This is a genomic window from Candidatus Enterococcus murrayae, assembly GCF_017315985.1.
GTDB lineage: Bacteria > Bacillota > Bacilli > Lactobacillales > Enterococcaceae > Enterococcus_A > Enterococcus_A murrayae.
Genome location: NZ_JAFLVR010000078.1, coordinates 1 through 16,333, shown reverse-complemented (window position 1 = coordinate 16,333; position 16,333 = coordinate 1). Strand labels below are relative to the sequence as shown.

7 protein-coding genes are annotated in these 16,333 nt (G+C 32.3%); 6 read left to right on the top strand and 1 reads right to left on the bottom strand.

Annotated features, from left to right (window positions below; translation table 11 throughout):
• Positions 1 to 2: 2 nt before the first annotated feature.
• The 6 genes from JZO85_RS21815 to JZO85_RS21790 all read left to right on the top strand — a co-directional run bounded on the left by JZO85_RS21815 (position 3) and on the right by JZO85_RS21790 (position 15,171).
• Positions 3 to 9,239, top strand: a complete 9,237-nt coding sequence (locus JZO85_RS21815; RefSeq protein ID WP_207110635.1) for a non-ribosomal peptide synthetase — start codon at positions 3 to 5, stop codon at positions 9,237 to 9,239.
• Positions 9,240 to 9,300: 61 nt separating this feature from the next.
• Positions 9,301 to 10,977 carry an ABC transporter ATP-binding protein gene (locus JZO85_RS21810; protein ID WP_207110634.1) on the top strand — a complete coding sequence of 559 codons (1,677 nt, stop codon included), beginning with the start codon at positions 9,301 to 9,303 and terminating at the stop codon, positions 10,975 to 10,977.
• A gap of 152 nt (positions 10,978 to 11,129) precedes the next feature.
• Positions 11,130 to 13,085, top strand: coding sequence for a sensor histidine kinase (locus JZO85_RS21805; protein WP_207110633.1), 1,956 nt, complete (start codon positions 11,130 to 11,132; stop codon positions 13,083 to 13,085).
• Between the two features lie 16 nt (positions 13,086 to 13,101).
• Positions 13,102 to 13,713, top strand: coding sequence for a response regulator transcription factor (locus tag JZO85_RS21800; protein ID WP_207110632.1), 612 nt, complete (start codon positions 13,102 to 13,104; stop codon positions 13,711 to 13,713).
• A gap of 39 nt (positions 13,714 to 13,752) precedes the next feature.
• Positions 13,753 to 14,448 carry a 4'-phosphopantetheinyl transferase superfamily protein gene (locus JZO85_RS21795; protein ID WP_207110631.1) on the top strand — a complete coding sequence of 232 codons (696 nt, stop codon included), beginning with the start codon at positions 13,753 to 13,755 and terminating at the stop codon, positions 14,446 to 14,448.
• 288 nt (positions 14,449 to 14,736) lie between these two features.
• On the top strand, positions 14,737 to 15,171 hold the full coding sequence (locus JZO85_RS21790) for a PDZ domain-containing protein (RefSeq protein WP_207110630.1): 435 nt from the start codon (positions 14,737 to 14,739) through the stop codon (positions 15,169 to 15,171).
• 166 nt (positions 15,172 to 15,337) lie between these two features.
• On the opposite strand, the gene JZO85_RS21785 is transcribed toward JZO85_RS21790, so the two are convergent.
• Positions 15,338 to 16,192 (bottom strand): IS3 family transposase, encoded by an 855-nt coding sequence (locus JZO85_RS21785; protein WP_347401820.1) that lies wholly within the window; start codon positions 16,190 to 16,192, stop codon positions 15,338 to 15,340.
• Positions 16,193 to 16,333 lie beyond the last annotated feature (141 nt).

Genomic DNA, 16,333 nt, shown 5'->3' with positions numbered 1-16,333 from the left:
CAATGGGATTATTTGACAGTAAAATTGAGAATTCAACAATACTTGATTATTTTGAAGATGTAGCACAGAAACATCCTGATAAAATAGCAGTAAAATATGAGGATCAATCGATAACTTTCAAGGATTTGAATGAACGATGTAATACTATAGGTCAAACACTCCAGGAAGCTGGAGTTAAGAAAAATCAAACAGTTGGGATTATGATGGAGCGCTCAATTAATATGATAGTTGCAATTTACGGAATTTTAAAAGCGGGTGCAGCATATCTTCCACTGGATCCTTTGCATCCTAGAGAACGAATTGAGTTTATTTTAAACGATAGTAGTACAGCTATTGTTTTATCAGATCAAGAACGAGATAAAATGGAAACAAAATCTGTAAAAACTCTTCTAATTAACGATTACCAAGATGGAAAAGAAGTAGCTCCAGTACGAAATGCTGGTGCGAATGACTTGGCTTATGTAATTTACACATCAGGTACAACTGGAAAACCAAAAGGTGTCATGATTGAACATAAAGGAGTATTAAGTCTTGCAAAATGGCTTTATTCCTATGGTAAATATACACCAGAAACTATCGTACTTCAAAATTTCAATTTTATCTTTGACGGTTCTGTGCCAGAATTTTTTTCTTGCGGCTTATTAGGTAATACTTTGGAAATTTTATCAGAAGCAGCAACAAAGGATCCACAACAGTTGTTAAATAGTTGGGCAAGGAAACAAATTACACTGGTTCCATCAATGTTTCGTGCAGTATTGGAATATGCTAAAGCAACTAACCAGTTAGAACGATTTAATAGTTTTGATCGAATTTATGTTGCAGGAGAGGCTTTGGATAAGGAACTTCTGGACACATATCGATCAATGCCTGGAAGTAAATTGAGCAATTTTCATAATAATTATGGACCAACCGAAGCAACTGTTTGTGCTACCTCCATGAGTTTTGAAGATTGGAATGGTGATGTAGTCACTATTGGTAAACCTATAGATAACGTACGTATTGATATTTTTGAAGATGAATCAGCATGTGAAGTTGGAAAAGTAGGCGAACTGTGTATTTCAGGTGTTGGTGTAGCAAGAGGATATTTGAATCGGCCAGATCTAACCAAAAAAAGTTTCGTTAATAATCCGTTGACAGGCGAACGGATGTACAGAACAGGTGATTTAGCCTGTTGGTTAGATAATGGTCAAATTCAATATCTAGGACGTGTAGATGATCAAGTCAAATTAAGAGGTTATAGGATTGAAATTGAAGAAATTGAGAATCAATTACGAAAACAAGCAGAAATTCTTGACGCACAAGTAAAACTTATTGATGAAGCTTCTGGTCCATACCTATGCGGATATATCTTAGGTAGTGAAGACTTTGATGAAGAGAAAACTTTAACAATACTAAAAGAAGTTCTTCCTAATTATATGATACCTCAACATATTCTGAGACTTTCAGAATTTCCACGAAGTAGTAGTGGGAAAATTGATAAGAAAGCTTTTCCAAAACCGGTGAAACAAGTTAAAAGAAGCTATAAATCTGCGAAAAATGAAGTAGATAAAATAGTTGTTCAAGCATTAGAAGCGGTTTTAGGGGTTCAAAAGCCAAGTATGGATGAGAACTTCCTTGATCTAGGCGGCGATTCCATAAGTGCTATTAAAGTTGTATCATTTTTAACCTCTAAAGGTCTCCATGTTTCAACTGCTGATGTATTAACTTCGGAGTCAATTATCAGTCTATCAAGAAAATGTAAAGATAATGATAATGACGAACCAAAAGATATTTCACTATCTGGGATTGGGGCTAGAGAGTTTGAACTAAATGATATGCAAAACCAAATGCTATTTTCTTACTTAAATAGCGAAAATAAATCGGATTATTCCGTTCAATCAGAGTTGAGAGTTTCATCAACTATTACGACAAGTCAACTGCGCAATGCTGTAAATATACTAGTTGAAAAATTTATGATTCTAAAGGGGATTGTTGATTACAAGTCAAACACAAATCCTAAATTAGTACTGTCACAGGAAAATGAGATTAATTTAGAAGTAATACAGATTGAAGAATCGTCGAAAATTGAAGAAATAAAGAAATCAGAATTCAGCAAAGGGTTTGTTCTTGATAGAGGCCCATTAATACGCTTTAAACTTGTAAAAACTCTTGATGAAAAAAAACTGATTATTACTTTTCATCATATTCTTTTGGATGGTTGGAGCTTTGTACTTATCAAAGATTACTTAGACCGATTATGTTCAGGTGGGTCAATTAAGGATAACCATAATTTGTCTGCATATTCGAATTATTTAAGTTATCAAAAGAATCACGATTGGTCTTTAGAAAAAGACTACTGGGAAGAGTACTTAAAAGGGTACTCTGAAACAAAAGAAGTAACAGATTATTCTTATCAAAATGAGGAGTCGGACGAAAATTTTACAATCTGCGAAAAACTTTCTGACAAAGAAGCCGAGAATATCAGGAATTTCTGTTCAAAACTAGGAGTAAGTGTTTCAAGTTTTTACACATATACCTTCGGTAAAGTTTTGCAATACTATACGAATTCTTCAGATTTAGTTTTTGGTTCTATAGTGTCTGGCAGGAATGTTCCAATAGCTGGAATTGACAAGCTCATTGGGTTAACAATTAATACGATCCCTTTAAGGATTACTAAGCACGGTAGTTTAACTATTTGTGATGAGTTAATTGCATTTAATAAAGATAGTTTGAACCATACTAAGTACGATAGTTATCCATTTAGTAATATATGTAATTTGCTTCCGAACGGAGCAAACTCAGTTAAGTATTCTATATCTGTTCAAAATATGAGATTGGGATCATCAATACAGAAAAAGGGACTTGAATTAATTAATACAACAGAACTACCAGCTCATTCGCTATCAATGAGGATTACTATTGATAAATTTGTTGAGTTGACTTTGTTATATGATAAGGAGATTTTCAGTAGGGCTTTTTGTAGAAGAATTATGCAAGACTTTATCTCATTTTCGAAAAATATTTTGAAAGTTTCGCAGAGTAAAACTTCAGCTTTTATTTCGGATACAGTTGATATGAATGCCAATTTTTCAATGAATAATACTATAGAAGATAAAAGTTGTATTATTGATGAGTTCGAAAAAGCTGTAAAAGAAAATCCGAAAAAGATAGCAGTAAAGTTTGAAGACATTTCGATTAATTATGAAGAGTTAAATAATCGATGCAATGCTTTGGGTAAGACATTACAAGATTTTGGTGTTAAAAAAAATCAAACTGTAGCTATTATGATGGATCGCTCAATTGATATGATTGTTGCTATTTATGGAATCTTAAAAGCAGGTGCAGCTTATCTCCCACTCGATCCATCACACCCAAAAGAAAGAATTTCATTTATTTTAGATGATAGTAACACAAAAGTCATTTTAACAAATTTGAAAAGTGATAGAGCAAAATTTGAATCCATTAAAACAATTGATTTAACCGATTATCAGACGGTAAGTTCAGTTTCTCCTGAGAGAGATACCAAACCCAATGACCTAGCTTATGTGATTTATACATCAGGAACTACAGGGACACCAAAGGGAGTCATGATTGAGCATGAAGGAGTTGTAAATTTAGCAAATTGGCTCTATAACTATGGGAAATACACATCTGAAACGGTTGTTTTACAAAACTTCAATTATATTTTTGACGGTTCTGTCCCTGAAATTTTTTCATGTGGTTTATTTGGTAACACTTTAGAGATTCTTTCTGAAGAAGCAATAAAAGATCCACAGCAATTGCTAGAACGTTGGTCAGGAAAACAAATTACTATGGTTCCTTCAATGTTTCGTGCGGTTATGGAATATGCAAAATCGACAAATCAGTTAGAAAAGTTAAATAGCTTTGATCGAATTTATGTTGCCGGTGAGGCTTTGGACAGGGAACTTTTAAAAACTTATTGCTCAATTCCTGGAAGTAAGCTGGATAGATTTCACAATAACTATGGGCCAACTGAAGCAACAGTTTGTGCTACTTCCAGTGGTTTTGAGAACTGGAATGGTAAAACAGTTTCAATTGGAAAACCTATCAAAGATGTTCGTATTGATATCTTTCAAGAAGAAACAGAATGTGGCATTGGTGTTGCTGGAGAATTGTGTATCTCTGGTATTGGCGTTGCAAGAGGATATCTTAATAGACCAGACTTAACTGAGAAAAGTTTTGTTAAAAATCCGTTAACTGGGGAACGGATGTATCGTACAGGAGATTTAGCTTGTTGGTTAGAAGATGGACAGATACAATACTTGGGGCGCTCTGATGATCAAGTCAAATTGAGAGGATATCGGATTGAAATTGAGGAGATCGAAAATCATTTACGCAAGCGCAACGAAATTCAGGATGCCCAAGTAAAAGTAATTGAGGAGATTTCTGGATCTTATCTATGTGGTTATGTACTAGGGAGTGATCAATTTGATGAGGAACAGATACTGTCTTCTTTATCAGAGGTTCTTCCACATTACATGGTTCCATCAAGAATCGTAAGACTTCTAGAATTCCCACGTAGCAGTAGTGGAAAAATTGATAAGAAAGCTTTGCCCAAACCGGAGAAAAAAAGTAATGAAGAGTATAGCCTAGCAAAGACTAGAACCGAAAAAAGAATAACCAAAGTTTTTGAAGAGATTTTGGGAGTTAAAAATCCAAGCATCGAAGATAGTTTCTTTGAACTAGGTGGAGATTCCATAAAGGCTATTCGAGTGGTCTCTAAAATTCGCGAAGCTGGATTTGATATATCGGTGCGAGAAATCATGCAGGAGCGGACAATTAGTAATATTAGTCTTAAGGTAAAACCAATGAAAAATTTAGGAATCTATGAACAAATTGATGAAGGTACAGTTCCTTTAGGACAGATGCAAAAAGCTTTTTTTAATGCAAAATTGACTAGACCAGACCGCTTCGCAATGGCTTTGTTGTTAAAGGCTGATCATCAAATGAATAGATCGATTGTTGATGAATCGATGAATGAGTTGGTAAAATATCATGACCAATTGAGAGCAAAATTTACTGGGACTAGTGGTTTTGTTCGATCCAAAGATAAGAGTGAAAACTGTTTTGAACTAGTTGAAAATAGTATGCCAACCAATTTATCAGAAGAAAAATGGGTGAGCCAAAAGTGTAAAGAATTATATGACACTCTAAATCTGCAAAATAACGAATTAATTAAATTAAGTCTGTTGCATACGAAAAAATACTCTTATATATTCTTTTTATTTCATCATTTGGTTGTAGATGGAGTTTCTTTGAGGATTTTGATGGATGATTTTAGAACGATTTATGATTACAAAATAAGAGGTAAAGAAGCAAAATTACCAAAAAAAACAGTAGCTTTCAACCAATGGGTTGAAACCGTTGATCAATATAAAACAAATATTTCAGACAAAGAAAAAGAATACTGGCAAAAAATAGATGAAAGTATTGAAAAGGATTTCTATCCAGAGAATAATCAAGAAAAAGTTCCTGCCAAATGCAAATTCAAACTATCAAAAGAATATACTGAAAAACTACAAAAAAAAGTGAACGGTGCATACCATACAGAAATTAACGATGTCCTTCTGAGTGCATTGGGTATGTCATTAGAGAAAGTATTTAAAAAAAGACAGTTCTCAATGTTGCTAGAAAGCCATGGCAGACAACATGAAAAAACTTTATTGGAAAATGATCGAACAGTAGGATGGTTTACAACGACCTATCCAATAATCTTGAAGGTCGAGAAAAATATTAGAAAGCAAATTCGAGAAACAAAAGAATATCTTCGGCGTGTCCCCAATTCTGGGATGAACTATTCAGCAACTGGGTCAAAAAAACCATTGTTCACATTTAACTATCTTGGTGAATTAAAAGAATCTAGTCATCAATCTTTAAAAATTAGTGAAGATATAGATACAGGATCTGCTATTTCAGAAGAAAATGATTTTGGAACAGTAATATCAATTAACAGTAAAATTTCAGAAGGTTGTTTATTAGTTGAGGTTGATCAAATAGTAAATCATCACTATCCTATTAAAAAAATTGGAAATGAGTTTATCAATAGTTTAATAGAAGTGATAGACCATTGTATTGGTGCAGGAAAAAAAGAAAAAACTGTTTCCGATTATGGAAATCACAGTTTGAGTGATGATGAGTTCTTACGAATTGAGAGAGAAATTGTCAGCACGGAAAGTACGATTGATTCAATTTATCCCGTCACTCCTACTCAAAAAGGTATTCTTATTGCTATTGAGAAAGATAAAAATCCAGCCGCCTATAAGGTGCAAAATTTAATTCAATTAGATTTTTCTGTTGATCTGAATAAATTAGTAAAGTCAATCAATACAATTGTTCAAAAAAGTGGAACATTGAATACTCGGATTTTCTATAAGAATATAAATACCCCAGTTACTGTGTGCTTGAAAAATCATGAAGTTCCTGTGCAACTCATCAATATTACAGAAAAAAATAAACAGCAAATGATTAAACAGACAAAAAAAGATGATTTAAACCTGAATTTCGATTTAGAGCACAACAGTCCTATTCGCATTAAAATATTTAAAAATGATAGCGGGAATGACTTACTACTTATTACAGTGCATCATATTGTGATTGATGGTTGGTCATTTGAAATTTTCTTGAATCAGATTGGATTAGAATATAGTGGTGAGAATACTCAGAGCAATGATATACCAAGATTTGAAATCTATGCAAAAGAATTAGCGACATTTGATACCCTGCTAGAAGAGCGCTACTGGTCTGAGGAGTTAAAGGATTTTCGAGGAGTCCAGGATTTCTATTTGAATAATACTAGTGGAAAATCAGTTGAAAAATTAGAATTTCAATCAAAACTGGAAAAACGGACATTCAGTAAACAAATTCAACAGGATGTGAAACAGTTTGTTAAGTACCACTCTATTACTGTATCCACTTTCTTTGAAACAGTATTGGGTATTTTACTTCAAAAATGGACAAACAGCGATGATGTTCTATTTGCTAAAGTAATATCTGGGAGAGAACAAGTTCCTCAGTTTGATAAAACACTGGGAATGTTTATAAATACTATTATTAGTAGAGTAAATAATGAGGATGAGACTTTTCTTGAGTTGATTGAAAATACACAGAGAAAATCTATTTTAGCACAGGAAAATGGTCATCTAAATCTTGCTAGTATTCTAAGTTCTGCAAATCTTAAACTAAATACTAATATCCTTTATATTTCAGATAATCACATGAATAATGGAAAAAAAGGGTCCTTTTTAAACATTGTTGATGTCAACGAAAGCACAGAATTTGATTTGACTATCACTTTAAGTTTTGAGGAAGGTCTTGGATTAGAGATAATATATAATGGTTTTCAATATTCGAAAAATGACGTCAGCAAATTTTTGGCAAGTTTCGAAAGCTTACTAAGAGAAGTGCTACGTAATCCAAGTAGGAAAGTTCATGATCAACAATACTTGTCTCTAGATGAAGAGAATCTCATACTTCACAAGTTCAATACCCCGACTAATGAAGAAAATAAATACAGTTCACTCAACGAAATATTAAAAAAACAAGCAAAAGAAGATGGAAAGAAGAGGGCTATTGTTTGTGGTGAGGATAGTGTTTCTTATGAATTTTTATATGATAGAGTTCAAAGGTATTCGATTTATCTGCAATCTCAAAATCTTAAAACTGGAGATAAAGTAGCTCTTCTATTAGAAAGAAATATTGATATGGCAGTTGCACTTTTGAGTTGTTTGAATCTAGGAATAACCTATATTCCAATTGATCGGTCATTTCCTAAAGATAGAATCAGTTACATTGTTTCCAATTCTGAGGCTAAAAAGGTAATTCTAAATAAAGAAATTGATTATATTGATGGTTCAAAACAATTATTAGTCAACAATCAAATTATTTACAGCTACACAGAAATTAATATCATTCCCGATTCTGAAAGTATTGCTTACATTATCTATACTTCAGGAACAACCGGTCTGCCTAAGGGGGTTCAAGTTTCATATCGAAATCTTTATTCTTACATCGAAGCTTTTGAAAAAGAAGTTGAAATAACTAGGAATAGTATCGTTTTACAACAAGCTTCAATCTCGTTTGATGCGTTTGTCGAAGAATTTTTTCCTGCACTCGCAAACGGTGGAACAGTTGTTATAGCAGAAAAAAGTATCTTACTAAATATATCTGAGTTGTCGACTTATGTCACAAAGAATAGTGTAAATCTTATCAGTTGTTCACCGCTATTGCTTAATGAAATGAACAAAGCTAGTACCAGATTCGAAACTATCAAAACTTTTATCAGTGGAGGAGATTTACTAAAGAATAGCTACTATAACAATCTTATTAAAGATGCCAAAGTATTCAATTCTTATGGACCGACTGAAGCTACAGTTTGTGCCACCTATACTGAGTTAGACAGTCAAAACGTTAGTGTTCCAATCGGAAAACCACTCAATAATAGTCAAGTTTATATATTAAATGGCAATAGTTTAGCGGGAATAGGTATGCACGGGGAGATTTGCATCACTGGAAAAGGCGTGTCAAAAGGCTATATTAATAATCCGTCGGAGACAACACAACGTTTTGTAGTAAATCCATTTGGAGAGGGAATGATGTATCGTACAGGAGATTTAGGATACTTTGATGCCAATGGACAAATCTATTTCCAAGGCAGGATTGATCGACAATTAAGTATTAGAGGATTTAGGGTTGAACCTGGTGAAATCGAAGAGTCAATCAAAACAAACTTTGATATTGATCAAGTGCATGTATGTCAGAAAGAGCTATATGAACAATCTCTATTAATCGCATATTACATTTCTGATAGGGAGTTCGACTACAAAGATATCCAAAATAGAATTGGTAAAGAGCTTCCTGACTATATGATTCCAAAATATTATATCAGAATTGATAATTTTCCAAAAACTATTAATGGAAAAATGGATGAGACAAGTTTACCTTTCGATGAATCAGTGTTATCAATTAACGAAGAAAGCTTGGAAGATATTACACCTGAAGTAATTGAGATTTTTGAAGAAGCTTTGGGTATAAAAATCCAAAGTAACATTGACTTTTTTGATGTTGGTGGACATTCACTAAAAATTGCCAATATTATTCATCAGTTAGATAGTAAATATAACAAAAAATTAGAATATGCTGATTTCTTTCAAAATAGGACAATTAATGAAATTGCACGTAAGATTAAAAATGGGAAAAAGACTTCAAAAATCGGCTTGATGAAAGCACAAGAATTATTATAAGAATATTTCGATAGGGGGGAATAAATGATTTCCCCTTACCGATTAATTGAAGGAGAAAAAATTGAAAGATTATTATAAAAATCATAAATTGTTGCTTTTTTTTACTCTAGTTTTTGGAGCGTTGTCCTCCATTGCCTCAGTTGGAATTGCTTTATTATTACAAATGATTGTTGATTTTGCTACAAGTGGTGAAATTCAAAGGTTTCCAAGAGTTATTCTCATTGCACTCAGTTATTTTTTGGCTTTAGGAATTTGTAAATTCATTTATTCCTATCTAAACAAATTACTGATTAATAAAATTATTATCGAAATGAGAAGAGACATTTTTTCAGGTATTCTAAGACTTGATGATCGGGAATCAGATATTGGGAGGGGAAAGTACCACTCTCTTTTGATTACAGATATTCAACAGATTGAAGAAAATTATTTAATGACTACTTTCATTATTTTTGAAAATGCGACGATGTTCTTAATCTCCTTAGTTGTTTTCTTAAAGACTAGTATCTTGATCACTGCTTTTATGATTTTTGCTCTTTTATTAACACTACTAGTTCCTTCTATATTATCGAAAAAACTTGAGAATACACAAAGGGATTTTTCTAGCCAAAGTGGAAAGTTCTCTGCAGATGTGAAGGATTTTGTTGATGGATTAGAAGTCATTAGGTCTTATCGATTAGATAACTTCATTAAGAATAAATTTAATTCTACGAACCAGAAATTAGCTAGAAGTAGCATGAAATCAAAAAAAATTTTTGCTATCAGTGAAAGCCTATCAGAAGTGTTAGGTCTAATTACTATTACGTGTAGTGTTCTATTGTCCTCATATTTTGTTATCACAGGAAAGTTTACTATGGGGACTTTAGTTGCTTTGATTCAATTGAGCAGTTCAATGTTGAATCCAGTAATGATGTTAATTCAAAGTATTCCGAAAGCCTTAGGTATGAAGAATGTCATATCGAACTTAAATGATATTACCTCAATTGGAAAAGAGGAATCAAAAGATAAAAATCTTGTTGTACCATTTGAGAATAGTATTTCACTTGAGAACGTTGAGTATTCTTATGATGACAACTGTAAAGTAATTGATAGCTTTAGTGCTCAATTTAATAAGAATAAAAAATATGCAATAGTTGGAAAAAGTGGTTCTGGAAAATCAACCTTACTCAATTTGATATCAGGTTTATTAGTGGATTATAATGGCAATATCAGTATTGATGATGTGCCAATCAGAGAAATATCATCAAAATCATTGTTGAGTAATATTTCCTATGTACATCAAGATATTTATCTATTCAATTCTTCGATAAAAGAGAATATTGTGTTGGACAAGCAAGAAGATCATAATAAGTTAAATGCTATCTTAAAAACGAGTGGACTGATAGATTATGTGGAATCTCTCAAGAATGGTATTAATACGTTAGTTGGAGAACATGGCAATCAGATATCTGGTGGTCAAAGACAAAGAATTGCCATTGCAAGAGCTCTATATCAAGATTCTTCAGTTATTATGATGGATGAAGGAACATCTTCATTAGATATTCAAACCTCTTGGGAAGTTGAAAATAATCTCATGATGAATAAGAACTTGACAATTATTTCAGTTATTCATAAGTTAGATGAAAAAATTTTAAGCTTATATGATGAAATAATATTTCTGGAAAAAGGTAGAATTAAAGCAAGAGGAACATATGATAGAATAATTAACGATGAAAATTTCCAGTTATTTATGAATATATAGCGCTTTTAAGGGCTGACGGGAAGATACTTAACCTTGTTCTCGTCATCCTTTAAACTCTTGATGCCAATGAATTATGATATGTAATTTTAGTATCAATGAATTGAATTTGAGGATGTATTAAACGTTAGAGTTAAATAGAGGAGAAACCAGTAATGCGAAGAATCAGTATGAGAAACTTATTGAAAGTATTAATACTTTCATCAATTGTTGGTTTAGCAATCGTGCTATCAATGATTGGAGACTTAAATGTGTATCAAAATTTCTATGAGAATATAGCATTCAGTTTTGTATTTCTTGGTATTGCTTTAGTAACAAGTTTTAAAGCAGATGAGACTAGAATAATAAATGTTTTTATCAGTTTGATGGTAATTCTTGCTCTCTTTTTCTTCACCAATTCTGTAAAATCAGTTTTTTTAGCAACAGTTTCACTAGTGACCTTTGCAGTTTTTCCATTAATAATCTTTTATTTATTCCTGAACTTCATCTATCCTAACTACAATGGTGAGTTTTACCAGATGATCATTGGTCTGCAAATGATCTGTTTGTTCAATTTAGTGATTATCTTTAGTAATTACGATAATGTTTTTCTTTACTTCAGCACAATGCTAACATCCGTTGTGTTTTGTTTTATTGTTTATATCAACAATATGAGAGTACAGATACCGATAAGAAAATTACATATTTCGTTTCTCTTTATGAGTATTCTACTATCAATAATACCTTTTGTAGTTTCGTCAATTATTAAAATAAAATCAGATCCCGTAAAAGAAAACATGACTTTTCCAAATTCATTTTATCTATTTATTATTCTTCCACTGTGTGTTGCATACGTATTGATAAAGCAGCACAATATAAACTTTAAATACCGATATGATTTCAACTATCAAATACTCACGATAGGTTTTACAATCTTGTTTACTGCAGGTACCTCCAAATTTATATTTGGTTTTACAAATGATCAATCGTATTTGGCAGGTTTGGTTGCTTTTGTAAGTATTTTGATTTATATATTTTCTTTTTCATTAATACAAAAAAGAAGGTTGGATGATTTTAATAAAAGTATCAACGAATCAAATTACTGTAAAGAATCGATTGAAAGACAAATCAATTTTGATTCTTTTGTCCGATTCCTTGATAAATATCTACAAGAAATTTTGTTATTAGATTATGATATTGATGCTTTTATGTTGCTATGGAAAGAAGGTTCATCCTTTATAAAAATCGGAAGTATTGATGGAATTGTGATCAATAAAGATTTTAGTTCACTCTCTACTCCAGAAATAAATAAAGTAGATGGAAAGAATATTGTTTCTGTCCCAATTGTTAAAGGGAAAATCAATTTAGGTACACTATTACTTGATACAGATAAAGAGATTGATTTTATTCACAGTGAACGTTTCGTATTAATGATTGATATTCTTGTTGAGCTATTAACAAGCAGAATACTCTCAGAGCATTCTGGGAATTTTATTGTTCCTGAAACTATGTACGGAGCATTTGTATCAAATATGGTAAATATGCATATTGAACAATCAAATAAAACATATGCCGAGTTTGTTCATGATGAAATTCTACAACCAGTATTGGCGATTAAGAATTATGCGAGTTTGATAGAAAATCAAGACGACCTTAAAAAAACAATTCAAGATAATTCAGAAATGCTAACATCAAAATTGAGAGAACATATTTTTGAAAAGTTTCCAGTTAATATAACTGTCTTACCATTGAAAGAGAATTTAGAAATATTGAAAAATTCATTACTAGAGTCAAATAAAAATTTCAATATAGATTTATATGTACAAGCCGATTTTTATGTTGATGAGATAAAAAAAGTTACCATATATCGAATTGTAAGGGAACTGCTTGTAAATTCGATTAAACATTCCAAAGGTAATCAGAGTACAGTCAGTATAACCCAAGATAAGCTAGGCATAGAAATTGTGGTAATGGATGATGGAGTAGGTATAAATAGTGAGAGAATGTATAGAGCATTGCATAAAAAGAGTAATGGGTTATTCAGTGTAAACGACAAAGTAAAATCTTTAGGTGGACATATCCATCTGGAAAATGCTGATGGTTTAACAATCACAGTAATGATTCCAAATTAATTTTTGAGGTGAGAGAATGAAACTATTAATTGTAGATGATCACGACTTGTTTGCGAACAGTTTAAAAGCAGTGTTAGAAAAAAACGGTAGGTTTGAAGTTGAAGTTTTGGTGTGCGACGGAACAAACTTTAATGACGTTCTCCAAAAAGACGATCTTTCAAGTATAGATATCATTCTTTTGGATATACATCTTGGAAAAAGAAATGGACTGTTACTCGGAGAACAAATCATGCAACAAAATCCAGATTCCAAAATTGTCTTCCTTTCGGGATACGATTTATTAGAGTTTAGAAATCAAGTTAAAAAAATTGGGGCAAGAGGTTTTTTCAATAAGAATATTTCAATTGATGAGTTGACTGATTCCTTAAACTTAGTCATGGAAGGGAAGTATCTTTTCAAAGAAGAAATAAAAGATGAAAATGTTTTAACTAAAAGAGAGATAGAGGTTTTAAGACTTCTTGCTGAAGGTTATCGACAAAAAGAAGTTGCAGATATCTTGAATGTAAGTATCAGGACAGTTAGCCAGCATATCTTTGTTATTACCAGAAAACTGGATGTCGACTCATCTATTGGTGCAATTGTTGCAGCACTGAAAAAGGGCATCTTGACTGTAATTCCTAAAGAGTAACTTTTATGATCCTATTTAAAAATTTATATAATGGTAAAGGTGATAGAAATTTTAATTTATTATATGGATATAAATCAGATACACCACAGTCTTTCTTTATATGAAGGAATAGTATCTAAAGAAAAAGTTATGAAGATCAGAAAATTCAGAAGTATTAATGATGCTTCCTTAAGTTTATTTGGAGAAGTTCTTGTCAGGCTAGCAATAAAAAAAAATATTGGAGTATCGAATTGTGATATTCACATCATGCATCATACAAATGGAAAACCATATACCCTTGTAAAGGGACGTCAAATTTATTTTAATATATCTCATTCAAACGATTATGTAATATGCGGTATTGATGATAATGAAATCGGAATTGATATTGAAAAAATATTAGACATTGACTTATCAATTTCAGAGCTTGTCCTATCTAATTATGAAAGAGAAAAATTACTTGAATTGGACAAGTACGCACAAAAAAAATATTTTTATACGATTTGGACCTTAAAAGAAAGTTTTCTAAAGTACACAGGTGAGGGGTTGAATGATGAGTTAAGTAGGTTAAGTTTTGAGTGCTCTGAAGAAATAAAGCTTTACTTTGAAAACGTTATCTCTTTTAGTGATTTAAAGTTTTCAGAGATACAAATTGATCCTGAGTATAAATGTCATGTTTGCTATAATGATTCAAAAGTGATTGCAATAGAAAAAATAACTGAAGAGGAAATAATCAAGATTTTTTTGAATGAGTAATCTTTAGTTAGGTATATTCTTTGTTAACATATCAGACCGGTACCATCTACTCGGAGGTCAATCAACGGAATGGTAAGTCACTCCTTTTTATAATAATATACCATAATTTATGGAGTGCGCAAACATAGGTTCCTTTTCTATGTGTGACAAGAAGTATCCTATAATAAGTATCATTCAAATTTGATTGAGAACACTTCCTAATTTTTGTAAGGGGAACCTTTTTCTGAAAAATACCTAAGAGTATTTTTTGAAAGTATGATATTCTATTATGAGAAAAGGCGGTGTAAAATGAGAGATAGATTATTTCTGAAAGCCAACGGAATCATTTTAATACTGTTCATTTTTATCTCAATCTTTTTCATTTTTAGTATAAAGAACCACTCATACTTGGGTATTAGAGTTAAGAAAAATGGAGATGAATGGGTTATAAAAAAGGTACAGCCTGGCGGAACAGCAAGTACGATGAATTTAAAAAATGGAGATAAAATCATTACAATTGATAATCGAAAACCCGAAGATAACAGTACCGTAGAAAAATGGTTAATCGTGGAAAGTGTATCTGAAATGGAGATAGTCAGGAATGGTAAAAATCATCGTATTACTTTTTGTAATGAGCAAAATATTTTAAGTAAACAATTATTGTTTACTGGAATAGGCTTGATCTGTTTGAGCATTCTTTTTCTCTTACCCACCTTCTCAGGAATATCTACAACCTGGATTTGAGTCAATACCTCATACACGATTTGTGAGATTTTTTTCGAGATTCCGACGGGTGAGTGTCTCATCTGTTCAATCAGATGTCAAACAGTTTGGGTTTGATATCTGATTGAACAGATGAAGTGAATTTCCTGTCGAATCTCGCAAAAAAATGTTGTAGGTTGTCAAAGGTCTACGCCTGTAATGCATACTCCTCCATTTGATTTGGCGTTAAATAATTGATACTGCTGTGAATGCGTTTGCGATTGTAAAATCCTTCAATATACTGAAAAATTGCTATACGGGCTGCTTCAAACGTTTCATAGGTTTTTGACGGATAAACCTCTTCCTTTTTTATTGAGGCGTGGAACGACTCAATTCCAGCGTTGTCATAAGGGCAGCCTTTACGACTGAATGAGTGCTGGATAGTCAGCTCTTTCAGCTTTGCTTCATAAGCATCACTGGTGTACTGCGAACCAAGATCCGAGTGGATAATCAGATTCTCTGAAGGCGTGTGGGTTAAAAGTGCATGATCCAGCGTTTCAATGACCAGTTCTTTGGTCATTTGCTTGCCAAACTTCCAACCGATGATTTTCTTTGAATGAAGGTCTTGAATGGTGGAAAGATATGTCCAGCCGTCTTTTAGCGTATGAATATACGTGATATCAGTTACCCATTTTTGATTGATTGACGTAGTGGTAAAATCTTGATTTAACAGGTTTTTCCGGCTCTCTATTTTTCCTTTTACGTTCTTCCCTGGTTTGTATTTTTTGACTGTAATAGAACACAAATTCATTTCTCTCATTAATTTTTGTACTCGTTTAAGAGAAAGTGTTTCACCTCGGCCTAAAAGAATTTGATGAATTTTGGGCGCACCATAGATCCCCCTGTTTTCAAAGTAAATCCCTGAAATCAAGCGGTTAAGGCATTCATTTTCTGTTTGTCGTTTGGAAGGTGCTTTCTTTAGCTGATCGTAATAGCTAGAACGTGGTACTTCCAACACTTCACACATCTGTTTTACGTCATAATCATTTGTATTGGATTGAATAAATGTAAGCGCCGAACCACAGAGTACCTAGACGACCTTTAGCCCGATTGTTATCCTACAATCAGGCTAAAGTCGTTTTTCAATTATTTACACTTTTCTTGAACGCTTGCTGCCCAAGGAAGGTAAGCGTCATATAACAAA

Coding starts and splice junctions, on each gene's coding strand:
- JZO85_RS21815 (WP_207110635.1), top strand. CDS start 3: ATGGGATTATTTGACAGTAAAATTGAGAATTCAACAATACTTGATTAT.
- JZO85_RS21805 (WP_207110633.1), top strand. CDS start 11,130: ATGCGAAGAATCAGTATGAGAAACTTATTGAAAGTATTAATACTTTCA.
- JZO85_RS21800 (WP_207110632.1), top strand. CDS start 13,102: ATGAAACTATTAATTGTAGATGATCACGACTTGTTTGCGAACAGTTTA.
- JZO85_RS21790 (WP_207110630.1), top strand. CDS start 14,737: ATGAGAGATAGATTATTTCTGAAAGCCAACGGAATCATTTTAATACTG.